Genomic DNA, 22,223 nt, shown 5'->3' with positions numbered 1-22,223 from the left:
CGATAAAGCAAAACATTCCACAAAAAGGTCGTCTGAAAATTTTCAGACGACCCCGATAAGACTGACAAGGATACCGACATGAAAAAACAGCTTGCCCTCATCAGCCTGTCCCTGATGGCACTGACCGCCTGCAACAGCAGCACCGTCATTCCCGGCTCCACCATCAACACACGCAACAAAACCATCGTTTACGAAAACGGCGAAACCGTAGCAGATACCAAATTCGACAAGCGCGTCGCCATCTATCCGATCACCTTCGGCCTCGTTGAAAAAATGCGCAAACCGCCGGTGTTGTCACAAAACAACGGTGCGCTTGAGCGCAGCAAAGCCGCCTACCGCTACCACATCGGTAAAGGCGACGTATTGAACATCATGGTCTGGGCGCACACCGACCTCAATTCGCCCGTACAACAAAGCAACCCGCAAAACAACCAAGTCAGCCGAGGCGCATGGGTGGACGAAGGCGGCTACATCACCTATCCGCTGGTCGGCAAAATCCAAGCGCAAGGCAAAACCATAGACGAGCTGCAAAACATCCTGACAGGTCGTCTGAAACGCTATCTTAAAAATCCCCAAGTCGCCATCAACGTAACCGAATTCCGCTCGCAACGCGTATCCGTTTCCGGCGCCGTCGGACAAGCAGGACAACTGCCGATTACCAACGTCCCCATGACCATCCTCGATGCCGTCAACCAGGCGGGCGGCGTGGCGCAAAATGCCGACACCCACAACATCAAATGGACACACAACGGCGTTGACCGCACCATCTCCCTGCAAAACATCATGCAGTACGGCGATATGTCGCAAAACCACCTCTTAAGCAACGGCGACATCGTTTACGTTCCGAACAACAGCAACAGCAAAGTGTACGTTATGGGCGAAGTCGGCCGCCAAGCCACCCTGCCTATCGGCAACCACGGCCTGAACCTCACTCAAGCCTTGGGTGAAACCGGCGGCATGAACCAAGCCTTGGCAGACGCCACCGGCGTATTTGTCATCCGCCGCGCGCCCGAAGATGCGGCCAAACCTATCCACATTTACCAACTTAACCTGAAAGACGCGACCGCTTACGCCTTGGGCAGTGACTTCGACCTGCGTCCGAACGACGTTGTTTATGTGACTGCCGCCCCGGTTACCCGTTGGAACCGCGTAGTGTCGCAATTGACCAGCTTCGTCAGCAACGTCAACGCCATCGACAACACGTTCAAATAACCTGACGGCGCCTGACAGCACCTGCTGTCAGGCAAAACGGCAGGCCGGTTATTTATCGTCTGACGACATATAAACAAAACCTTTTCAGACCGACCAAATATCCGACCTCAAACCGTTTTATCATGATTTGACCCTACACAAGAAAAAAATACCGCTTCTCTTATGTTTCAAAATATTTTAGTAGTATGCATGGGAAATATCTGCCGCTCCCCGATAGCGGAGCGTATCTTGCAGAAAAAGCTGCCCGGACACCGTGTCAGTTCGGCCGGCATCAACGCATTGGCGGGAAAAGATGCCGACTTCCAAGCCATTAAAACCGCCCTTAAACACGGCGTAGTCGTTGCCGGACACACCGCCCGCCAACTGACCCCTGAAATGTGCAACGCAGCAGACCTGATTTTGGTGATGGAGCCGGCCCATATCGATATGGTTGCTGACATCCTGCCTTCCGCGCGCGGGAAAACCATCCTGCTCGCCCAATGGCTGCCCAAGAAAAACATACCCGACCCGTTCAAACAAAGCAGCGAAATGTTTGAAGCCGTATTCCAACAAATACAAAGCGCAGCCGAGACTTGGGCTGAAAAATTGAACGGACCAACCCCGGCATAACACTCACTTACGCCGGATTCAATCAATTAAATCCAAACAGAAAGCCTACTGATGTATAAACAATATCCGTCATCAGCATCCTCCAACAACGACGAAATCGATTTCGGCCAACAACTGCACAATCTGTGGCTGCACAAATCCAAAATCGCCACCGCATTGATTGCGGGCGGCTTGCTCGGTGCCGTTTTCAGCTTTGCGTCCACGCCTGTCTACCGCGCCGACGCCATGTTGGAAATCGAAACCAAACAAAACCAGATTCTGACCGAAATCAACAACATGCTTTCCAACGAGCCGGCGCCTTCCGAAGCCGAAATCGAATTGGTCCAATCCCGCATGGTCATAGGCAAAACCGTTGACGAGCTTCAGCTTGATCAAGAAGTCAAAGCCACCTACTTCCCGGTTTTCGGCAACATGATTCACAACCTCAGCGGCAACGACGATCCGATTTTGAAAATCGGTACATTTACCGTTTCCGAAGAATGGATCAACAAACCCTTCAAACTGACCGTCAAAGACAGCAAAAACTATATCCTGACGCTCCCGAACGGTACAGCCAAAGAAGGCCGCGTCGGCACTCCGCTGAAAATCAATAACGAAACCGTTCTGAAAGTCGACCAAATCCTTGCCGAAACAGAGCAGGATTTCGAGTTGACCAAGTTTTCCAAGCTCAGCGCCATCGAAAATATCAAAAACCAACTCTCGGTCATCAGCAAAGGCAAAACCAGCCCCATCATCAACCTTGCCTACACCGATGTTGATCCGAAAAAAACCAGCGCCGTCCTCAACAGCATCGCCGACAACTACGTCGCGCAAAACCGCGAACGCGACATTCAAGTCGCCTCCAGCGGCTTGGCGTTCATCAGCGAAGAATTGCCTCGTCTGAAAGAAACCCTGCAAGAAGCAGAAAACAAACTCAATGCTTACCGCGAACGCGCCGGTTCGCTCGACATTCCGCTTGAGTCCAAAGGCGCGCTTGAAAGCCTGACCAGCATCGAAACCCAAATCACCCTGCTCAAAACCGAAGAAGCAGGCTTGGCGGAACTGTACACTCCGGAACACCCTTCCTATAAAGCCGTTTTGGACAAACTGGCGGTACTCGAACGCGCCAAGAGCAAAATCAACCAGCAAATCGCCGGCCTGCCCAACACCCAACAGGAAGTCATCCGCCTGACCCGCGACGTAGAAACCAACCAAGCGACCTACGTCCAACTCTTGGCGAAACAACAAGAACTCAACATCATGAAAGCCAGCGCGCAAGGCAATGTCCGAGTCGTTGACCATGCCTACACGCCGGAACAACCGATCGCCCCGCGCAAAGCCGTCATTACCGCATTAAGCGCGCTTGCCGCAGGCGCGCTCGCCTCCATGTGGGTCATGCTGCAAGGCCGTATGCGCCGAGGCATCACGTCGTCTGAAGAGATTGAAAACCTCAATCTCGAAGTCGCCGCCCTCGTACCCTACTCCAAAACCCAGCAAAAACGCGACCTGTTGAAACGCAAATTCAAATCCCTGACCGGCCGCTCCAATTATCTGCTGGCAAACGAGGACGCCTCCGATGTCGCCGTCGAAGCCATCCGCGCCCTGCGTACCAACATCTACTTCTCCATGCTGGATGCGCGCAACAATATCCTCATGATTACCGGTGCGGCGCCGGAAGCGGGCAAATCCTTTATTTCCGCCAACCTCGCTACCGTAATGGCACAATCAGGCAAACGCGTATTGCTGATCGATACCGACATGCGTAAAGGCTATTTGGACCAACTGTTCAAACTGACGCCCGAATACGGCTTGGCAGACATCCTTTCCGGCCATGTCTCCCCTGCTAAAGCCGTCTGTGAAACGCAGATTGAAAACCTGCACCTCATCAGCAACGGCGGTTATCCTAAAAATCCGTCCGAGCTGCTGATGGACAGCCGCTTCACAGAATTGCTGGCAAACGCCCAAAAACGTTACGACTATGTGATTATCGACACCCCGCCTGTCCTCGCAGTGACCGACGCAACCATCGTCGGACAACTGGCAGGTACGGTTCTGCTGGTCAGCCGCTACGGCAACACCACCACCAGAGAGCTTGAAATCAGTGCCGACCGTCTGCGTCAGAACAAGATCAATATCAAAGGCGTCATCCTGAACGGCATGAAGCGCGAAGCCAACAGTATGTATGACTACTACGCCTACCACTCTCCGCAGGATGGCAAGAAGCCGGTTAAAAAAGAAGCGCCGGAAAACAAAGCTTAAAGCCGGAAACCAGCTGTTTTCTGCCCCAAAGGTCGTCTGAAACGGAAAAATCAAGTTTCAGACGACCTTTTGTCATGCCTTTCAACAGATGCGATAAAAATCATCTTATTTGAGTTTAAGCAAGATATAGTGGATTAAATTTAAATCAGGACAAGGCGACGAAGCCGCAGACAGTACAGATAGTACGGAACCGATTCACTTGGTGCTTCAGCACCTTAGAGAATCGTTCTCTTTGAGCTAAGGCGAGGCAACGCCGTACTGGTTTAAAGTTAATCCACTATAATGGCGTACCGATTTAAAGTTCGCACCCCTAGATTCACTGTACAATACCCCATCCCTTCAATCTTCAGATTGTTGTAAACAAAAGACAGCCTCCTGTTTCCTTTACAATCCATTGAAACTGACACAACCTGCCAATCCACGCCAAACCGACCGCACCCTCTGCCCATCGCCGCCTGCACCCGGTTGCCGTCCGAACCGATAAGAATTTATCTTATTGTTTATATTTAAAATTTCCAACACATCCAAACCACCATGCCTTTATTGGGCTTCCATACCGCACAATATTAAGAGAAAATATAACTAACTGTATTTATTCCATTTACCGCCATTGCAAATAACTACCGATATTCTCGTCATATCATTAACAATAAATTACAGAAAACAGTATAATAACCAACCTAGTCCCTTTTCCCATTTCATCTTATGACTGCAGTACCCGACTCTTCCCGTACGCTCTCTGTCAAGCCGGCAAACAGAATGACCGCCGACACAGTCAGCCCTGCACTGCTGCCCCAACAAGCAGCAGGCAATCGGTACGCCGGTACTGCCTATCAAGTCAACAAAATCACCTACGCCTCCGGTCTGACACGCCTGGCAACAGCGCCCAAGCCGCAACCCAAACCTGCCGAACTGACACCTGAAGAAGAATTCTCGCTATTGCAAAACAGCGAGCAGCAAGGCATTCCGACCGAACACCACTTATCTGCCTATACCCGCCTGGCCGAAGCAGGAATGCCGGAAGCGCAGCACGTCCTGATGCGCTTTTACCAAGAGCGCAACGAACCCCAAATGTACCACTGGGCGCAGCTTGCCTCAGCGCAAAACTCCGCCGAAGCCCAATACTGCCTTGCCTACCGCCACAGCCTGAAGCCTGATTTTGAAAGCGCAATCAAGTTGTACCGACAAGCGGCGGAACAAGGATTTGCCCCTGCACATTGGCAACTGGGAAAAATGTACTACCGCGGTATCGGCATGAAAGCCGACTCAGCCCAAGCCGAAATCCATTTACGGCAGGCAGCGGAAGCTGGGTTTATCGCCGCACAAGTTATGTTGGGCGACTTGCTTGCCGCGCAAAATCAGGCGGAATCCATGACCTGGTATCGGAAAGCCGCCGCAAAAGGCAGCGGGGACGCCGCCGCCGCTTTGGCGCAGCACAGCCTGACAGGCAAACTGACCGGACGCGACCCGCTCCAAGCCATGCGCCACACCCGTTTCGCCGCAGACCGACGCCATCCGGAGGCCTTGCGCATTATGGGCGACCTCTACCGCTACGGACTCGGCGTCAAAGCCGACCCGCACGCAGCGCACGACTATTACCACCGTGCCGCAACACTCGGCTGCGCCACCGCCATCCAAAAGCTGCTCAGCGATGCCGCGCTGCACAACCCCCAACAGTATGAACAAATCCGGGAAGCCGCCCTGTTCTTCCAAAAAACAGAACAAACCTTCCGCAATGCCGAAGCATGCCATTACGGCATAGGGACGGCGGTGGATTACGACCGCGCCAGAAAACTTTATCTGGAAGCCGCCGAATTCCATCACAAAAATGCCGCCGCCGCATTGGGCAAATTGTATTATTACGGACAAGGCGTCGAAACCTATTTCCAATCTGCCGCCCACTGGTTTGAAATCGCGGCGGAACAAGGCCATACCGAAGCGCAATACTATCTGGCACGACTCTATTACCACGGGCAAGGCGTCTCCAGCCATATCCCTACCGCCTGCCGCTGGTTGCAGGCAGCCATCAGCGGCTGTTACGGAAATCCCGATGCCTTGCGCCCCCTGTTGGCAAAATGGCAAAAAGAAGCAAGCCGTTAAACCTGACGGCATCCCGCTATAAAATCCAAACTTATATAGTGAATTAAATTTAAATCAGGACAAGGCGAGGCAACGCCGTACTGGTTTAAAGTTAATCCACTATAAAACAAATGGCTCTAGACCAACAGAAATACTCTGTTAGACTAGAGCCAATCGTTTTCAGACGACCTCCCCCAGACAAATCAACATCAGTCAGCGAAATGATCCACCTTGCTGCACTACCCCTATCCGAGGAAACCCCATGCGCGCCGTTATTACAAAAAGTAAGCCATGCCCAAGTTGATGTCCTGAGCGAAGGACACCGAGAAACCAGCGGCAAAATCAATCACGGCTTTTTGATTCTTTTAGGCATTACACACGATGACAACGAGACCGATGCCTCCTATATCGCCGACAAAATAGCCAATCTGCGCATTTTTGAAGATGAAGCCGGAAAATTGAATCTGTCGCTTAAAGACACGGGCGGCTCAGTCTTGCTCGTTTCACAGTTCACTCTCTACGCCGATGCGCGCAGCGGTCGCCGCCCCTCTTTTTCCGAAGCCGCCCCTGCCCGGCAGGCAGAATCCCTGTATCAACGCACCGCCGAATTATTGCGCGCCCACGGTCTGACGGTAGAAACCGGCCGCTTCCAAACCCATATGCAGGTTTCACTCTGCAATGACGGTCCTGTCACCTTGTTGCTGGATTCCAAAAAACTGTTTTAAAACAAACACGATCAACCGCATGTTGACCAAAATTCAGATAAGCCAGCGAAGGCTTAGGGCAAAAAATATAGTGGATTAACTTTAAACCAGTACGGCGTTGCCTCGCCTTAGCTCAAAGAGAACGATTCTCTAAGGTGCTGAAGCACCAAGTGAATCGGTTCCATACTATCTGTACTGTCTGCGGCTTCGTCGCCTTGTCCTGATTTAAAGTTAATCCACTATAACGCTGAGGTCGTCTGAAAAACTTATTCGCGGTTGCGCGCGTGCCAGAAATAACGCCACACGAAGCAGGGGAAGGCAAATATCAGGTAAAGGCAGATTACAGTAGCGTAAAACTCCCAGTCTTGATGCTGTACCGCGCCGGCGCGGGATTCGAGGATGTAGGCGAGGACGGCGGTCAATATGAAGCCTGCCGCCAATTCGACGAGGTGATGCCCGAAATGTTTGCGCTTGAGCGGAAACACGCCGAAAAATTTGGTGGTAACGAAGGGGGCATTGGCGAAGATGAGTGCCAATACCAAAAGGATGTACATGGATGCGGTCATGATGGTGTGTCTTTCTGTTTTCAGACGACCTCTTTGATTCAAAGGGTCGTCTGAAAAAACAATCTTGGGCTGCGTATCTTAACAAAAACGGCAGCCTCTGACACGGCTGCCGTTTCGGTTTATCGCCTTACAAAGTGTTTTCCAAAGCCTTTGCGCACCAGTCAATCATCGTTTGCGGCATAACGCCCCACAAAACCAACAAGAACGCATTGACGCTCAGGAAGAATTTGGCGGCATAGTTGCTGCCGATGGGTTGGTCATGGGTGGGTTCGTCGAAATACATGACTTTAACCACGCGCAGGTAGTAGAACGCGCCGATTAAGGACATAACGACCGCGAAGACCGACAACCAAACGTAATGGAATTTCAGCAACACCATGATGACGCCGAATTTGGCGTAGAAGCCCATCAGCGGCGGAATACCTGCCATAGAGAACATGACCAGCAGCATCAGTAAGGCAAACCAAGCATGGCGTTGGTTCAAGCCTGCCAAATCTTTGATTTCTTCACACTCGATATTGTCGTTGGACAATAACATCAATATGCCGAAGCCCGCAGCCGCCATCAAAGCGTAAGTAATGGCGTAATACAGACCCGCAGTAGAGCCAATTGAGCCTGCCATAAACGCCAGCAGGATAAAGCCCATGTGCGACACAGTCGAATAGGCAAGCATCCGCTTGATATTGGTCTGCATAATCGCGGCAAGATTACCGACCACAAGCGACGCAACGGCAAGGACGGCAAACATAGGCGCCCAGTATTGATGCACTTCACCAAAACCGGTCAGCAAAATACGGAAGGCAAACATCACAGCGGCAATTTTCGGCGCCGTACCGACAAACGCGGCAACGGATGTCGGCGCACCGTGATACACGTCGGGCACCCACATATGAAACGGCACCGCGCCCAGTTTGAACGCTACCGCCACGACGATAAACACCAGCCCCAGTTTCAACAGCCATTCGTTGGCAAGTTCGCTATAAGACGACGCCAAAACAGTGGCGAATTCGAGCGAACCCGTCGCGCCGTACACCATCGAAATACCGTAGAGCAGCAGGCCGGAAGCCAGCGCACCCAAGACGAAATATTTGAGCGCGGCTTCGGCGGAACGGCCGGAATCGCGGCGCAGGGCAATCATGGCGTAAAGCGACAACGACAAAAGTTCCAAACCGATATAGGCGGTCAGGAAATGCGCCGCGCTCACCATCACGCTCATGCCTAACAGGGCAAACAGCGATAAAGTATAAAACTCGCCTTTAAAAATACCGCGCGCCTGATTATAGGGCTTGCTGTAAATAAACAGCCCGAAGGTCAGCCCGTACAGCACCAGCTTGGACAGGCGCGACATACCGTCGGCGATATACATTCCGTGAAACGCCAGCGTACTGCCCTGCTCCCACACCGCCAGCTGCGTAACCGCTACGATAATAACGGTTCCCAAGCTCATCAGATGGGTCAGATAACGGTTTTTATCGCTAATCCACAAATCTGCCAGCAATACGGCAATCAGAAGCGCAAACAGCACGATTTCGGGCATGGCAGGCATTAAGTTCAAATCAATCAAGTTCATTCGCACACCTCAAATCTTGCTTTGCGCCACATGGGCAATCAAATCGTTTGCCGCCTGATGCACCACTTCGATAAACGCCTGCGGATACAGGCCCATACCCAATACCGCAACCGCCAAAATCGCCAGAATCGCAAATTCGCGGCAGTTGATGTCTTTCATAGCGGCAACGTGCGGATTGCCGACCGCGCCGAAAATCACGCGCTTATACATCCACAGTGTGTAAGACGCACCGTAAATCAGCGTCAGCGCCGCCAGCGCACCCACCCAGAAATTCACTTTGACCGCGCCCATAATCACCATAAACTCGCCCACGAAGCCCGAAGTCGCCGGCAGACCCGCGTTTGCCATCGCAAACAGCATCATAAACGCCGCAAACTTGGGCATCACGTTCACCACGCCGCCGTAATCGGCGATATTGCGCGTGTGCAGGCGGTCGTACATCACGCCGATGCACATAAACATCGCCGCCGACACGAAACCGTGCGAAATCATCTGAATGACCGCACCTTTCAACGCCCAGTCGTTCAACTGCCCGTTAACAAACAAGAACATCCCCAAGGTAACGAAACCCATATGGCTGATGGACGAATACGCCACCAGTTTTTTCATATCGGTCTGCACCAGCGCGACCATGCCGATATACACCACCGCAATCAGGCTCAACACAATGATGACCGGCGCGAAATAGCGCGACGCGTCGGGCAGAATCGGCAGGATAAAGCGCAAAAAGCCGTATGCGCCCAATTTCAGCGTGATCGCCGCCAACACCATCGAACCGCCCGTCGGCGCCTCAACGTGGGCATCCGGCAGCCAAGTGTGCACGGGGAACATCGGCACTTTCACCGCAAACGACAGGAAAAACGCCACAAACAAAAGCTGTTGCACGCCCAGCGGAATCTGTTTGATGTTTTGGAAATCCTCAATCGAAAAGCCGCCGACTTGGTAAGACAGATACACAATCGCCACCAGCATCAGTAACGAACCCATCAGCGTATAGAGAAACAGCTTCACCGACGCATACACGCGGCGCGGACCGCCCCACACGCCGATAATCAGGTACAGCGGAATCAGCATACCCTCGAAGAACACATAAAACAGCAGGGCATCCCGCGCTGAAAACGCGCCGTTAATCAGGCCCGACATGATTAAAAACGCCGCCATATACTGCGCCGGACGCTTCTGAATCACTTCCCAACCAGCCAGCATCACCATCAGCGTGATAAACGCGTTCAGAATGACAAACAGCACCGAAATACCGTCCACACCCAGCGAATAGTTGATTCGCAAAAGCGGAATCCACTCGTGGAACTCGGTAAACTGATAGCCGCCGCTCAAACGGTCGAAACCCGTAAACAAGGGCAGCGTTACCAAGAAACCGGCAAGCGCACCGATTAAAGCGAGCACGCGGGCAAGCGGCGCACGGCTGTCCGGCCCCGTCGCCAAAACCAGCACGCCCGCAGCGATGGGTATCCATATTGCCAAGCTGAGTAGGTAGTTGGAAAACATAGTGGTTAACCTGTGGTTAAAATAAAAATATAGTTGTGTGGGTTGGTTTTTCAGACGACGTTTTAAGAGGTCGTCTGAAAAAGGTTTGTTCAGACTTCTGCTATTTGTCTCAAGCTAATTCTGCCGAATCTTCCAGCCGTAGATCGGATTCTCGAATCCGACACGCTGTACTATTTTCTTTTTCATGTCGGATACAAGTATCCGACCTACAACTTGAATGGTTTTCTTTTTCAGACGACCTCAAACGCTGCCTTCTTTCTCGATCACCAAAATCCGCGCTTCGCCGCACGGATGGGCGACGTGTTCCGTGCCGATTCCTGCGTAGAAGATGTCGCCGCTTTTCAACCGAACGATGTGTTCTTCGCCGTTTTCTCGGTAGTGCATATCGACTTCGCCATCCATCACGGCAAACACTTCCTCTCCGTCGTTGACGTGCCATTTGTAGGGCTGGTCCGTCCAGTGCAGGCGCACGGTGGTGCCGTTCATATTGGCGATGTCGAGTGCGCCCCATGCGCGGGAAGCGGTAAATTCGGCGGAGCGGATGGTATGTGCGTCGGGCATTTTCGCGTCTCTTTGATTCTGTATCTAGATAAACCTATCGATACAACTGTTTATTAAATCCCGTCATTCCCGCGCAGGCGGGAATCCAGAACGTAGATTTTAGGAAACCTTTTTCCTTGACAGGTTTATGCGCCGATAGGTCTAGATTCCCGCCTGCGCGGGAATGACGGCAGTCGGCAAATTCCGTATCTATCCAAGTAAATCAATTATGACCGAAATGTTGGCTACGCTCCGTCGGTACGGTTGGTTTCCATCTCAAGTTTAATGAACGCATCAATCATACTGCGCCAAACTGCTTCGGCTACTTCGGGCGACAAACCAGCCTTTTCGGCATAGGCGCGGCGCGAGGCAATCACTTGAGCCACCCGTTCGGGCGCAGAAACCGCCTGTACATCGTTTTTAGGTTTCAGGCGGCCTGCCTGCCGTACCAGCTTCTGCCGGCGGGCGAGTAATTCTATTAATTCCTTGTCCAAACCGTCGATGGCTTCACGGACTTCGTCTAGGGTTTGCGGTAATTTGTCTTCAACCATTGTTTCTCGTGTTTCCTTTTTCTGACGACCTAAACGTCGTCTGAAAATCTCATCCTTACCTGAACAATCCCGATATGCCGTAAGTCAGATTCTCGAATCCGACACACTGTACTATTTTCTTTTTCATGTCAGATACAAGTATCCGACCTACAACTTGAATGTTCTTTTTCAGACGACCTCTAGACCGGCTACGGACAGGTCGTCTGAAAATCCGCCTTTATCTGAACAATCCCCAGAAGGTCATGCCGAGCAATACCAATACGCCGAACACCATAGCGGCGGCGTAGGTGTAGATAAAGCCGGTTTGGACTTTGCGTATCTGAGCGGCAATCGCGCCGACCAGTTTGGCGGAGCCGTTGACGATGCCGTTGTCGATAATGGCGGTATCGCCGACTTTCCAGAAGAAGTTGCCCAACGCGCGTGTGCCTTTAGCGAAGACGTTGAAATACAGGGCGTCGAGGTAGTATTTGTTTTCAAACAAAACGTAAACCGGACGGAACGCCTGCGCGATTTTGGCGGGCAGGTGCGGCAGTTTGACGTACAAAAGCCATGCGCTCAATACGCCTGCGATAGCGAGATAGAGGACGGGCGAATGCAGGCTGTGCGACACCATCGCCAATGCGCCGTGGAACTCTTCTTTCATGATGTGCATGGTCGGATGCGCGTCGGCGTTGACGAAAATCACGTCTTTGAAGAAATCGCCGTAGAGCATGGGTTCGATGGCGATGTAGCCGATGATGACGGACGGAATCGCAAGCAGAATCAGCGGCAGGGTAACGACCAGCGGGCTTTCGTGCGGATTGTCGTTTTTGCCCAAGCCGTGATGTTCTTCGCCATGGTCGTCTGAATGGTGTTCGGGCAGGCTGCGCCATTTTTCTTCGCCGTGGAACACCATAAAGTATTGGCGGAACGCGTAAAACGCGGTAACGAACACGCTGGCGAGGACGGCAAAATAGGCAAAGCCGCTGCCCGGCAGGGTGCTGTATTTCGCCGCTTCGATAATCGAATCTTTGGAGTAGAAGCCGGAGAAGAATGGCGTACCGATCAGCGACAAGTTACCGATCAGCATGGTCAGCCAAGTAATCGGCATGTATTTTTTCAGATTACCCATATGGCGCATGTCTTGGTCGTGGTGCATACCGATAATCGCGCTACCCGCCGCCAGGAACAGCAAGGCTTTAAAGAAGGCGTGGGTCATGACGTGGAACATCGCCACGGAATAGGCGGACGCGCCCAGAGCCACGGTCATGTAGCCCAGTTGCGACAGGGTGGAATACGCAACCACACGTTTGATGTCGTTTTGAATCACACCCAAGAAGCCCATAAACAGGGCGGTAATCGCGCCGATTACCATAATGACCGACAGCGCGGTGCTGCTCATTTCGTAAATCGGCGACATACGCGACACCATGAACAGACCCGCCGTAACCATCGTCGCGGCGTGAATCAATGCGGAAATCGGGGTCGGGCCTTCCATCGAATCGGGCAGCCAGACATGCAGCGGAAACTGTGCCGATTTACCCATCGCGCCCACAAACAGCAACAGGCAGGTTACGGTAATCAAAGACCATTCCACACCGGGGAAAAGCTGGATAGTGGCATTTTGTACGTTGGGCAGATAGGCGAATACGTCCTGATAGCGCAGGCTGCCGCCGAAATAGGCAAGCACCAAGCCGATACCGAGCAAAAAGCCGAAGTCGCCGACGCGGTTGATCAAAAAGGCTTTCAGGTTGGCAAAAATCGCGCTCGGACGTTTGAAATAGAAACCGATCAAGAGATACGATACCAAGCCCACCGCTTCCCAACCGAAGAAGAGCTGGATGAAGTTGTTGCTCATAATCAGCATCAACATGCTGAATGTAAACAAAGAAATATAGCTGAAGAAGCGTTGGTAGCCGACTTTTTCATCGTGCATATAGCCGATGGTGTAGATATGCACCATCAACGACACGCCCGTTACCACGACCATCATCATCGCCGTCATCGTATCGACCAAGAAGCCGACGGAAAAATCCAAACCGCCCATCGTCAGCCAGGTATAGACGTTCTCGTCAAACTTGGCGCGGCTGCCGTCGATAAAGCCCCACAGCACATAGGCCGACAGCACGGCGGACACCGCCACGCCGAGTATCGTAACCGTATGCGCGCCGGCACGTCCGATTTTATTGCCGAACAAACCCGCAATCAGCGAGCCTGCCAAAGGCACGAGGGCAATGATGAGATATAAAGTCATGTCGTTCATTTTGGATGAACCTTTTTGATTTTAGGAGTTTTCTAAACTTCAGACTGCCCGAAAGGTTTTTTAGATTGGCTTGCCAATTCGACACTTTCAAGCTGCCTTCGTATCTTTATTAATGGGTTTTCAACCCATACTGCACGCTAAATACTCAAATCTGATAAAGCTGTCCTTCAAGACAACGGGCTTTAATTGATCATGTTATTTTTTCGTCGGGGTTAGCCCAACCTACCGCATCAGGTCGTCTGAAACGGTCTGAAATCGCTTTTCAGACAGCCTCTATTCTTCCAGATTGACTATCAGTTTTTGTCTAACGGTTTTTGTCTAACGGTAATCTTTACATACTTCTATTTTCAGAGAACGCCAAAATTTTTTTGGGCTAACACCCTCTCTTTTAATGAAAAACTGGTCATCAGCATAAAGCAACATATCTATTTCTTTACCATTTTGTGTAAGGCTATAAAACTCACGACTCGGGTCGCCAAAATCGTCTTTATATTTAGCCAACTTCATGCCGTTATCCAAATATATTTTTTGTTTGACCAGTCGGTAAGTACCACGTCGTACCTTTCCAGACTCACCCTCTCTCTGCATGCAATATTGACGATTTGGAAACAAGGCAACAGTCACATGGTTTATTTTTCTTCCAGGAGGCCCCAAAAACGGATTTAGATATAACCCTGCCGGACGGCTGCTTTTAGCCAGCGCAACGCTAGAAGAGCAAGCGATCAAAAAAGCTAATAAGCCTAGCTTGGCATAATTCGATATATTTCTCATTTTTTATATTGGTTGGCGACCATACACTTGTAAACATATTGGGAAGGGGATCTGCATTTTCAGACGACCCTCGTCGCCCTAACCTTTCAACTCGTCCAAATCGGCAACATTAATCGTTTGTCGGTTGCGGTACACCAGCACCATAATCGCCAAACCGATGGCGGATTCAGCGGCGGCAACGGTCAGTACGAAAAATACAAAAATCTGTCCGGCGGTATCGCCCAGATGCTGCGAAAAGGCGATAAAGTTGAAGTTCACCGCCAAAAGCATCAGCTCGATGGACATCAGCAAGACCAGCACGTTTTTGCGGTTCATAAAAATGCCCATCGCGCTGATACCGAACAGGAGCGCGCCCAATACCAAATAATGCGTCAAGGTAATCATGCTTTGCCCTCCTCTTTCGGCTTGAGGTCGTCTGAAACTTCGCTTTCTTTGGCAGATTCGGTTTGCGGTTTCACAGCTTCCATTTTCACCAAGCGCATACGGCCTTGGTCGGCGCGCACTTTAACTTGGTCGGCAGGATCCATGCGTTTCGGATTGGTGGTTTTGCGGTGAACCAGCGCAATCGCCGCCACCATACCCAACAGCAGCAATACCGCCGCCAGCTCAAACGGCAGCAGATAATCGGTATAAATACGGCTGCCCAAATCGCGGATATTGTTGTAATCGGCAGGAATGTCTTTCATCAGACCAAATGCGGCAAGGTCGGTTTTCGGATTGACCAGAATCAAAATCAGGGCAACCGCCAACAATGTGCCGACCACACCGGCAACAGGCGCATGACGCCAAAAACCGGCGCGCATTTCCTCGATGTCGATATTCAGCATCATCACAACGAACAGGAACAGCACCATCACGGCGCCGACATACACGACCACCAGCGTAACGCCCAAAAACTCTGCCTGCATCAGCATCCAAATCATCGCGCTCACGCAGAAGGTCAGCACCAGATGCAAAGCGGCATGGACAGGGTTTTTCGCGGTAACGGTACGCAGCGCGCCGTATAAGACGATGGCGGCAAGGATATAGAACAGAATCGCGGAAAAAGTCATTCGTCTGCTCCTTAACGGTACGGCGCGTCAGCGGCTTTGCGTTTGGCGATTTCGGCTTCGTATTTGTCGCCGATTGCCAAGAGAATCGGCTTGGTCATGTGCAAGTCGCCTTTTTTCTCGCCGTGGTATTCAAAAATATGGGTTTCCACAATCGCATCGGTCGGACACGCTTCTTCGCAGAAGCCGCAAAAGATGCACTTGGTCAGGTCGATGTCGTAACGCTTGGTGCGGCGCGTACCGTCTTCGCGTTCTTCCGATTCGATGTTGATTGCCATTGCCGGACACACCGCCTCGCACAATTTGCACGCGATACAGCGTTCCTCACCGTTCGGATAACGGCGCTGCGCGTGCAGACCGCGGAAACGCACGGATTGCGGCGTTTTCTCTTCGGGGAAATAAATCGTGTCTTTGCGCGCGAAAAAGTTTTTGAGCGTTACGCCCATACCTTTGACGAGTTCGCCGAGCAAGAAAGTTTTTACTAAATTAGCCATATTCTGTTCCCTCAAAACAGGGATTCCGTTAAATATTCAAAACTGCGTTTTCAGACGACCTCGATACGTCGTCTGAAACTTATTTCCACAAATTCAGCGGCGAAATCATCCACACACCCAAAATCACGATATAGGCAAAGCCAATCGGAATCAGCACTTTCCAGCCCAAGCGCATGATTTGGTCGTAGCGGTAGCGCGGGAAGGTGGCGCGTATCCACAGATACCAGTACAGCACCGCCGCCATTTTCACGAACATCCAAAATGCGGAAGGCGTACCGACAATGCCCCAGCTTTGTGGGAATGGGGACAGCCAGCCGCCGAGGAACATCAGTGATGTCAGCGCGGCAATCAGAATCATGAAAATGTATTCGGCAAGGAAAAACAGCGCGAACGCGAAGCCGGAATATTCGACGTGATGGCCGGCAACGATTTCAGACTCGCCCTCTGCCACGTCAAACGGTGCGCGGTTGGTTTCGGCAACGGCGGAAATCAGATAGACGATGAAGATGGGGAACAGCGGCAGCCAGTTCCACGAGAATACGGAACCGCCTGCGATGCCTTTTGCCTGCGCGGCAACGATGTCGGAGAAGTTCATGCTGCCCGATACCATCACGACGCACACCAGCGCGGCACTCATAGCAATCTCGTAGGAAATGCTTTGCGCGGAAGCACGCATTGCGCCCAGGAACGAATATTTGGAGTTGGAAGCCCAGCCCGCGATGATCACGCCGTAAACCGACAGCGAGGTAATCATCAGGATGTACAAAAGGCCGATATTGATATTGGTCAGCACCCATTCTTCGTTGAACGGAATCACTGCCCACGCCGCGAAAGACGGGGCGAGCGACATAATCGGGCCGATGTAGAACAGGGCTTTGTTTGACAGCTTCGGACGGGTTACCTCTTTAAACAAGAGTTTGAACACGTCGGCAAACGGCTGAATCAGACCCCACGGGCCGGTTACGTTCGGGCCGACGCGAAGCTGCATGAAGCCGATGACTTTACGTTCGAAATACGTCAGGTAGGCGACGGTCAGAATCAGCGGAATCAGGATAATCACAATTTTGACGATGACGGATACCACCAAGCCCACGGTGATGCCCAAATCGCCCAGACCGAGCGTTGCGGCAAAGAGGTTTTGGAACCATTCCTGCATAATCAAGCTCCCGCCAGTTCAATAGTGTCCATCAACGCACCCAGCGCGGCATTTTCGGTATGCAGCGGCAGATGCACCACGTTTTCAGGCAGTCCGGCATCGGCTTTGACCATCACGGACACGCCTGCGCCGTTTTGTTTGGCGACGGCGGTTTGTCCGTCTTGCAAGCCTAAGCGCACCAAAGTGTTCGGATTCACACGCGCGGCAGGCACGGCGGCATGGCTGGTCGCTTGCAGCGGCGCGGAACGGCGCACGATGGCATCGGTGTGATAAATACCGACTCCGCCCACGCGCACGAGGCGGCTTGAGGTCGTCTGAAAATCTTTTTGAGTCGAAGCGGCGCGGTTGTTCAGTTTGGACGGCAGGCTTTCCGCGTCCAGCGCGTCTTTCAGAATCGCGGCGGTATCGTGGTATTCAAAGCCTTGCAGGTCAAACAGGTTGCCCAATACGCGCAACACTTTCCACAGCGGACGCGAATCGCCGAAGCCTTGAACGACGCCGTGGAAGGATTGCAGACGGCCTTCCATATTGATGAAGCTGCCCGAGGTTTCGGTAAACGGCGCAATCGGCAGCAAGACGTCGCACACGTCCAACAGCGTTTCGCTAACGAACGGCGTAAACGCCATCACGCTTTTCGCCTGTTTCAACGCGGCTACGGCTTTTGCGCCGTCCGCCGTATCGATTTCCGGTTCGACGTTGAGCAGCAAAACTGCCTGTTTCGGCACGTTTGCCATTTCGGCAACGCTCTCGCCTGAGTTCACGCCCAATACGTCCGCACCGACGCTGTTGGCAGCTTGCGGCAGAATGCCCAGCACCGCGCCGGTTGCGTCCGCCAACTCTTGTGCGGCGGCGTAAATTGCGGCGTAATCGGGATGGTTTTGCACTTCCGCGCCCAAAATCACCGCTGCTTTTTCAGCGTTTTTCAGGCTCGCGGTAATCGCGTGTTCCGCATCGGCAGACAGGTTTTTCAGACGACCTGCCCACTCGTCGGGATGTGCGGCTTCTTGAGACAGAAGCGGCATCAACAATTCTTCCTTGCTGCTTGCCAACACGCTCAAAGCCATGCGCTCTTTGGCGGCACGGCGCAGGCGGGCAGTCAGGAGCGGCTGTTCTTTGCGCAGGTTCGCACCGACCACCAATACAGCTTCGTTATCCGCCAGCGATTCGATACTTTGTCCCAGCCATTGCGCACCATTGAGGTCGTCTGAAAGACGTTTGTCCTGTTGGCGCAGGCGAGTGGCAAAATTTTTAACGCCCAAGCCGTCGGCAAGTTTCTTCGCCAAATACAGTTCTTCAACCGTATTCATCGGGTTCGCCCAAATGCCGACTTGGTTTTGGTTGCCGTCTTTGGCGATACAGTCAATCGCGCTGCGGACATATTCCAGCGCAGTTTTCCAATCCACGTCCATCCATTCGCCGCCCTGTTTGATTTTCGGGCTTTTCAGACGGCTTTCGTGATACAGACCTTCGTAGGCGAAACGGTCGCGGTCGGACAGCCAGCATTCGTTAATTGCTTCGTTTTCCAACGGCAATACGCGGCGGACGGTATGGTCTTTGGTTTGCACAATCAGGTTGCTGCCCAAAGCATCATGGGCGGAAACGGATTTGCGGCGGTTCAGCTCCCAAGTACGCGCGTTGAAACGGAACGGTTTGCTGGTCAGCGCGCCGACGGGGCACAAATCGATGACGTTGCCCGACAGCTCGGTTTCCACCGCTTTGCCGATAAAGGGCATGATTTCGGAGTGTTCGCCGCGATTCGCCATCGCAATTTCCTGCAAACCGGCTATTTCTTCGGTGAAACGCACGCAGCGGGTGCAGTGGATGCAGCGGCTCATTTCCTCGGCGGAGACCAAAGGCCCCATGTCTTTGCCGACGACGGAACGTTTTTCTTCAGTGTAGCGGCTGGTGGTTTTACCGTAGCCCACCGCCAAATCCTGCAACTGGCATTCGCCGCCTTGGTCGCAGGTCGGACAGTCGAGCGGATGGTTGATGAGCAGAAACTCCATCACGCCTTCCTGCGCCTCACGGGCTTTTACCGAATGCGTGCGCACAATCATGCCGTCCGTTACCGGCGTGGCGCAGGCGGGCAGCGGTTTGGGGGCTTTTTCCACGTCCACCAGACACATACGGCAGTTGGCGGCGATGGAGAGCTTTTTGTGGTAACAGAAATGCGGAATATAAGTACCGAGCTTGTGCGCGGCCTCAATCACCGTCGCGCCCTGCTCCACAGATACCTGTTTGCCGTCGATTTCGATTTGTAACATGGTTCGTTCCTAGTTACGGGTATTTGATAAATAATCTTTTATGGAGGTCGTCTGAAAAATGGGGGGCAGACGGCCTTTTGAATTTGAGTTCCGCTCTATGACCGTCATTTTCAGACGGCCTTCTGAGTTTAGTTGGTAGTTAACGCTGTCAAAACACCACCACCTTGCCGTCATTCCCGCGCAGGCGGGAATCCATTCTTGGGTTTTGGTAACTGTTTTTCAAACATCGGTTTCTTAACTTTTGCGGTGATTCCTGCGCCGTAGCCTGTCCTCACGTATGCGGGGGCGGGAATGACGGCAGTTTTTAAAGTTCCAGAAATAAAACTAAACAAACAACACACCCGATAAATCCAACCATTCGGGATTTTGTTCTTCAATCAGTTTAATCTTCCATTCACGTCGCCATTTTTTCATCGCTTTTTCTTTGGCAACCGCTTCAGGCATATTCTCAAAAAACTCATACCAAGCCACATCATGCACATCATATCGGGCAGTAAAGCCATCAACATTGACATGGTTTTTGTGCTGCCAAACCCTTTCCGGCAAATTCATGGTAACTCCGATATAGAGTGTTCCATTTTTACCGTTTGCCAAAATATATACGGCAGGTTGCCTAGCAAGCGGATGGTTTCGCATTTATTGTTTCCTGCAATATAAACAACTTTTTTCAATATCATTTACAGCCGTTTTCATCTGAAAACATCTGCCTACTCCCGCCGTCATTCCCGCGTAGGCGGGAATCCATTTTTTGAATTTCGGCAACTGCTTTTCAAATATCGGGTTCTGTAAATTCCACTATGGATTCCCGCCTACGCGGGAATGACGGCAAAGTTAAATTTTTAGCATTTTGCTTTTAACCAATATAAAACCAACTAAAACTATAACTCATTTATTATATTTTTAAATGACTTAAATAACTCTTTAACAGCACGCTCATTGTCTTCATCTGTAGGCTCAAACTTTTCACACCAATTAATTATATTTACATCGCCATGCAATAACTCTGCATAACATCCTACTGCATCGCAACTACCACCCCGTGTCCTTGACGTGCCAAAAATAAAATCACAATTATGCGAATAAAGTTTGTATAAATTTCTCCTAACCTCGTATTCATTATCACCAGATGAATAAAAACCAATCCTCTGACCTTCATGATCAAATACTGCAACAAAATCTAAGCCGTTTCCATGTCTTTCAAAAAAGACTAGAAATTTAGAGAATTTCCGACAAATCTGATTAAAAAGCGTATTGAGTGTCGTACTCTTACCTTTGTTGGCTGCACCGTATAGAATAAAAATTTTAGCTTCCGTCATTACCACCCTCCCCACCTATGCTCTTTCATCGGCCCGCCGTGTTCAATGTAATGCACAAACTCCTCACGGAAATGCTTGGTAAAGCTGCGGACGGGGAAGACGGCGGCGTCGGCGAGGGCGCAGATGGTGCGGCCTGCCATTTGGTTGCCGACGGAATCCAGCAAATCCAAATCTTCCATGCGGCCTTTGCCTTCTACGATGCGGTGGACGATGCGGTAGAGCCAGCCGGTGCCTTCTCGGCAGGGGGTGCATTGGCCGCAGGATTCGTCGTAATAAAAATAGCTCAGGCGTTCAAGGGCTTTGACCATGCACACATCTTCGTCCATCACGATAATCGCGCCGGAACCGAGCATTGAGCCAGCTTTGGAAATCGAGTCGTAGTCCATATTGGTCTGCATCATGATGTCGGCAGGCAATACGGGCGCGGACGAACCGCCGGGGATAACGGCTTTGAGTTTTTTGCCGCCACGCATACCGCCCGCCATTTTCAGGATTTCGGCAAACGGCGTGCCTAACGGCACTTCATAGTTACCCGGACGTTCGACATGGCCGGAGATGCAGAACAGTTTAGTACCGCCGGCATTCGGAATACCTTTGTCGGCAAACGCCTGACCGCCGTCGCGGACGATAAACGGCACGGAAGCGAAGGTTTCGGTATTGTTGATGGTGGTCGGCTTGCCGTACAGGCCGAACGAGGCGGGGAACGGCGGTTTGAAGCGCGGCTGGCCTTTTTTGCCTTCCAACGATTCGAGCAATGCGGTTTCTTCGCCGCAAATATATGCGCCGTAGCCGTGGTGGGCGAAGAGTTCAAATTCAAAATCCGAACCCAAAATATTTTTACCCAAAAAGCCTGCGGCACGTGCCTGCTCCAAAGCGGCTTCAAAGCGTTGGTAGCCTTCGAAAATTTCGCCGTGGATATAGTTGTAGCCGGCTTTCGCACCCATCGCATAACCGGCAATAATCATGCCTTCAATCAGAGCATGGGGATTGAACATAATGATGTCACGGTCTTTAAATGTACCCGGCTCGCCTTCGTCGGTATTACAAACCACATATTTTTCGCCCGGGAAGGAACGGGGCATAAAGCTCCATTTCAAACCGGTCGGGAAGCCCGCACCGCCACGACCGCGCAAACCGGAGGTTTTGACTTCGTCAATCACATCGGTTTGCGAGATGTTTTCGGACAGGATTTTACGCAGGGCGGTATAGCCGCCACGTTTGACGTATTCGTCCAATGTCCAGCAATCGGGATTGGCGGTATCCACTTGGTCAAAAATCACGCCTGATTGGTAAATAGTCATTTTTGGTGTGCCTGTTCGTTTTCGTATCGGTTGCAGCCGTTGTTTTCAGACGGCC

Annotated in this window: 20 protein-coding genes and 1 pseudogene; 5 read left to right on the top strand and 16 right to left on the bottom strand. The window is 51.7% G+C overall.

Going from position 1 to position 22,223, the window contains the following annotated elements:
* The first annotated feature begins 78 nt into the window (after positions 1 to 78).
* From HMPREF1028_RS00570 to dtd, 5 genes are all read left to right on the top strand, one after another.
* Complete coding sequence (locus tag HMPREF1028_RS00570; protein WP_009310885.1) at positions 79 to 1,212, top strand: polysaccharide export protein; 1,134 nt, start codon at positions 79 to 81, stop codon at positions 1,210 to 1,212.
* 162 nt (positions 1,213 to 1,374) lie between these two features.
* Positions 1,375 to 1,821 carry a protein-tyrosine-phosphatase gene (locus HMPREF1028_RS00565; RefSeq protein WP_003759455.1) on the top strand — a complete coding sequence of 149 codons (447 nt, stop codon included), beginning with the start codon at positions 1,375 to 1,377 and terminating at the stop codon, positions 1,819 to 1,821.
* A 51-nt stretch (positions 1,822 to 1,872) separates the two neighbouring features.
* On the top strand, positions 1,873 to 4,059 hold the full coding sequence (locus HMPREF1028_RS00560; RefSeq protein WP_009310883.1) for a polysaccharide biosynthesis tyrosine autokinase: 2,187 nt from the start codon (positions 1,873 to 1,875) through the stop codon (positions 4,057 to 4,059).
* A gap of 759 nt (positions 4,060 to 4,818) precedes the next feature.
* Positions 4,819 to 6,159 carry an SEL1-like repeat protein gene (locus tag HMPREF1028_RS00555; RefSeq protein ID WP_094112962.1) on the top strand — a complete coding sequence of 447 codons (1,341 nt, stop codon included), beginning with the start codon at positions 4,819 to 4,821 and terminating at the stop codon, positions 6,157 to 6,159.
* 200 nt (positions 6,160 to 6,359) lie between these two features.
* A complete protein-coding gene (gene dtd, locus HMPREF1028_RS00550; protein WP_009310881.1) occupies positions 6,360 to 6,863 on the top strand; it encodes a D-aminoacyl-tRNA deacylase in 504 nt (167 codons plus the stop codon).
* A gap of 56 nt (positions 6,864 to 6,919) precedes the next feature.
* Here the strand turns inward: dtd and HMPREF1028_RS15255 are convergent.
* The 16 genes and pseudogenes from HMPREF1028_RS15255 to nuoF all read right to left on the bottom strand — a co-directional run.
* Positions 6,920 to 7,137: pseudogene (locus HMPREF1028_RS15255) on the bottom strand (hypothetical protein); the annotation flags it as partial.
* On the bottom strand, positions 7,109 to 7,408 hold the full coding sequence (locus tag HMPREF1028_RS00545; RefSeq protein ID WP_009310880.1) for a DUF2818 family protein: 300 nt from the start codon (positions 7,406 to 7,408) through the stop codon (positions 7,109 to 7,111). The pseudogene HMPREF1028_RS15255 and the gene HMPREF1028_RS00545, both read right to left, overlap by 29 nt.
* A 127-nt stretch (positions 7,409 to 7,535) precedes the next feature.
* The gene (gene nuoN / locus HMPREF1028_RS00540) at positions 7,536 to 8,978 is read right to left on the bottom strand and encodes an NADH-quinone oxidoreductase subunit NuoN (RefSeq protein WP_009310879.1); all 1,443 of its coding nucleotides are present in this window, start codon (positions 8,976 to 8,978) and stop codon (positions 7,536 to 7,538) included.
* 9 nt (positions 8,979 to 8,987) lie between these two features.
* Complete coding sequence (locus HMPREF1028_RS00535; protein ID WP_009310878.1) at positions 8,988 to 10,484, bottom strand: NADH-quinone oxidoreductase subunit M; 1,497 nt, start codon at positions 10,482 to 10,484, stop codon at positions 8,988 to 8,990.
* Between the two features lie 240 nt (positions 10,485 to 10,724).
* Positions 10,725 to 11,045, bottom strand: coding sequence for a cupin (locus tag HMPREF1028_RS00530; protein WP_009310877.1), 321 nt, complete (start codon positions 11,043 to 11,045; stop codon positions 10,725 to 10,727).
* A gap of 224 nt (positions 11,046 to 11,269) precedes the next feature.
* Entirely contained in the window at positions 11,270 to 11,575 is a 306-nt protein-coding gene (locus HMPREF1028_RS00525) for a chorismate mutase (RefSeq protein WP_003741955.1), read from the bottom strand.
* Positions 11,576 to 11,792: 217 nt separating this feature from the next.
* On the bottom strand, positions 11,793 to 13,817 hold the full coding sequence (gene nuoL / locus HMPREF1028_RS00520) for an NADH-quinone oxidoreductase subunit L (protein ID WP_009310876.1): 2,025 nt from the start codon (positions 13,815 to 13,817) through the stop codon (positions 11,793 to 11,795).
* Between the two features lie 318 nt (positions 13,818 to 14,135).
* The gene (locus tag HMPREF1028_RS15250; protein WP_009310875.1) at positions 14,136 to 14,588 is read right to left on the bottom strand and encodes a hypothetical protein; all 453 of its coding nucleotides are present in this window, start codon (positions 14,586 to 14,588) and stop codon (positions 14,136 to 14,138) included.
* Between the two features lie 78 nt (positions 14,589 to 14,666).
* Positions 14,667 to 14,972, bottom strand: a complete 306-nt coding sequence (nuoK, locus tag HMPREF1028_RS00510; RefSeq protein ID WP_002215628.1) for an NADH-quinone oxidoreductase subunit NuoK — start codon at positions 14,970 to 14,972, stop codon at positions 14,667 to 14,669.
* Positions 14,969 to 15,640, bottom strand: a complete 672-nt coding sequence (locus tag HMPREF1028_RS00505; RefSeq protein ID WP_009310874.1) for an NADH-quinone oxidoreductase subunit J — start codon at positions 15,638 to 15,640, stop codon at positions 14,969 to 14,971. Before HMPREF1028_RS00505 ends, nuoK begins: the two co-directional genes overlap by 4 nt.
* An 11-nt stretch (positions 15,641 to 15,651) precedes the next feature.
* Complete coding sequence (gene nuoI / locus HMPREF1028_RS00500) at positions 15,652 to 16,131, bottom strand: NADH-quinone oxidoreductase subunit NuoI (protein WP_002216341.1); 480 nt, start codon at positions 16,129 to 16,131, stop codon at positions 15,652 to 15,654.
* A 79-nt stretch (positions 16,132 to 16,210) separates the two neighbouring features.
* Positions 16,211 to 17,287: an NADH-quinone oxidoreductase subunit NuoH gene (nuoH, locus tag HMPREF1028_RS00495; RefSeq protein WP_002218648.1), complete on the bottom strand. Its 1,077-nt coding sequence runs from the start codon at positions 17,285 to 17,287 to the stop codon at positions 16,211 to 16,213.
* A gap of 2 nt (positions 17,288 to 17,289) precedes the next feature.
* A complete protein-coding gene (gene nuoG / locus HMPREF1028_RS00490; RefSeq protein ID WP_009310873.1) occupies positions 17,290 to 19,551 on the bottom strand; it encodes an NADH-quinone oxidoreductase subunit NuoG in 2,262 nt (753 codons plus the stop codon).
* A 324-nt stretch (positions 19,552 to 19,875) separates the two neighbouring features.
* Positions 19,876 to 20,187 (bottom strand): GIY-YIG nuclease family protein, encoded by a 312-nt coding sequence (locus HMPREF1028_RS00485; protein ID WP_009310872.1) that lies wholly within the window; start codon positions 20,185 to 20,187, stop codon positions 19,876 to 19,878.
* Between the two features lie 242 nt (positions 20,188 to 20,429).
* Complete coding sequence (locus HMPREF1028_RS00480) at positions 20,430 to 20,867, bottom strand: hypothetical protein (RefSeq protein ID WP_036528821.1); 438 nt, start codon at positions 20,865 to 20,867, stop codon at positions 20,430 to 20,432.
* The gene (gene nuoF / locus HMPREF1028_RS00475; protein ID WP_009310871.1) at positions 20,867 to 22,168 is read right to left on the bottom strand and encodes an NADH-quinone oxidoreductase subunit NuoF; all 1,302 of its coding nucleotides are present in this window, start codon (positions 22,166 to 22,168) and stop codon (positions 20,867 to 20,869) included. The genes HMPREF1028_RS00480 and nuoF overlap by 1 nt, the downstream gene beginning before the upstream one ends.
* Between the last annotated feature and the right edge of the window lie 55 nt (positions 22,169 to 22,223).

The sequence above is a fragment of the Neisseria sp. GT4A_CT1 genome, assembly GCF_000227275.1.
In the GTDB taxonomy this organism is placed as follows: Bacteria; Pseudomonadota; Gammaproteobacteria; order Burkholderiales; family Neisseriaceae; genus Neisseria.
This window is presented reverse-complemented; position numbering and strand designations above follow the sequence as displayed.

What these genes read in the sequence shown, in the direction of transcription:
- HMPREF1028_RS00560 (WP_009310883.1), top strand. Translation starts at nt 1,873, where the DNA reads ATGTATAAACAATATCCGTCATCAGCATCCTCCAACAACGACGAAATC.
- nuoK (WP_002215628.1), bottom strand. Translation starts at nt 14,972, where the DNA reads ATGATTACCTTGACGCATTATTTGGTATTGGGCGCGCTCCTGTTCGGT.
- HMPREF1028_RS00525 (WP_003741955.1), bottom strand. Translation starts at nt 11,575, where the DNA reads ATGGTTGAAGACAAATTACCGCAAACCCTAGACGAAGTCCGTGAAGCC.
- HMPREF1028_RS00565 (WP_003759455.1), top strand. Translation starts at nt 1,375, where the DNA reads ATGTTTCAAAATATTTTAGTAGTATGCATGGGAAATATCTGCCGCTCC.
- nuoI (WP_002216341.1), bottom strand. Translation starts at nt 16,131, where the DNA reads ATGGCTAATTTAGTAAAAACTTTCTTGCTCGGCGAACTCGTCAAAGGT.
- HMPREF1028_RS00570 (WP_009310885.1), top strand. Translation starts at nt 79, where the DNA reads ATGAAAAAACAGCTTGCCCTCATCAGCCTGTCCCTGATGGCACTGACC.
- nuoG (WP_009310873.1), bottom strand. Translation starts at nt 19,551, where the DNA reads ATGTTACAAATCGAAATCGACGGCAAACAGGTATCTGTGGAGCAGGGC.
- nuoN (WP_009310879.1), bottom strand. Translation starts at nt 8,978, where the DNA reads ATGAACTTGATTGATTTGAACTTAATGCCTGCCATGCCCGAAATCGTG.
- HMPREF1028_RS00485 (WP_009310872.1), bottom strand. Translation starts at nt 20,187, where the DNA reads ATGCGAAACCATCCGCTTGCTAGGCAACCTGCCGTATATATTTTGGCA.
- HMPREF1028_RS00480 (WP_036528821.1), bottom strand. Translation starts at nt 20,867, where the DNA reads ATGACGGAAGCTAAAATTTTTATTCTATACGGTGCAGCCAACAAAGGT.
- HMPREF1028_RS00555 (WP_094112962.1), top strand. Translation starts at nt 4,819, where the DNA reads ATGACCGCCGACACAGTCAGCCCTGCACTGCTGCCCCAACAAGCAGCA.
- HMPREF1028_RS15250 (WP_009310875.1), bottom strand. Translation starts at nt 14,588, where the DNA reads ATGAGAAATATATCGAATTATGCCAAGCTAGGCTTATTAGCTTTTTTG.
- HMPREF1028_RS00545 (WP_009310880.1), bottom strand. Translation starts at nt 7,408, where the DNA reads ATGACCGCATCCATGTACATCCTTTTGGTATTGGCACTCATCTTCGCC.
- HMPREF1028_RS00535 (WP_009310878.1), bottom strand. Translation starts at nt 10,484, where the DNA reads ATGTTTTCCAACTACCTACTCAGCTTGGCAATATGGATACCCATCGCT.
- nuoF (WP_009310871.1), bottom strand. Translation starts at nt 22,168, where the DNA reads ATGACTATTTACCAATCAGGCGTGATTTTTGACCAAGTGGATACCGCC.
- nuoH (WP_002218648.1), bottom strand. Translation starts at nt 17,287, where the DNA reads ATGCAGGAATGGTTCCAAAACCTCTTTGCCGCAACGCTCGGTCTGGGC.
- nuoL (WP_009310876.1), bottom strand. Translation starts at nt 13,817, where the DNA reads ATGAACGACATGACTTTATATCTCATCATTGCCCTCGTGCCTTTGGCA.
- HMPREF1028_RS00505 (WP_009310874.1), bottom strand. Translation starts at nt 15,640, where the DNA reads ATGACTTTTTCCGCGATTCTGTTCTATATCCTTGCCGCCATCGTCTTA.
- dtd (WP_009310881.1), top strand. Translation starts at nt 6,360, where the DNA reads ATGATCCACCTTGCTGCACTACCCCTATCCGAGGAAACCCCATGCGCG.
- HMPREF1028_RS00530 (WP_009310877.1), bottom strand. Translation starts at nt 11,045, where the DNA reads ATGCCCGACGCACATACCATCCGCTCCGCCGAATTTACCGCTTCCCGC.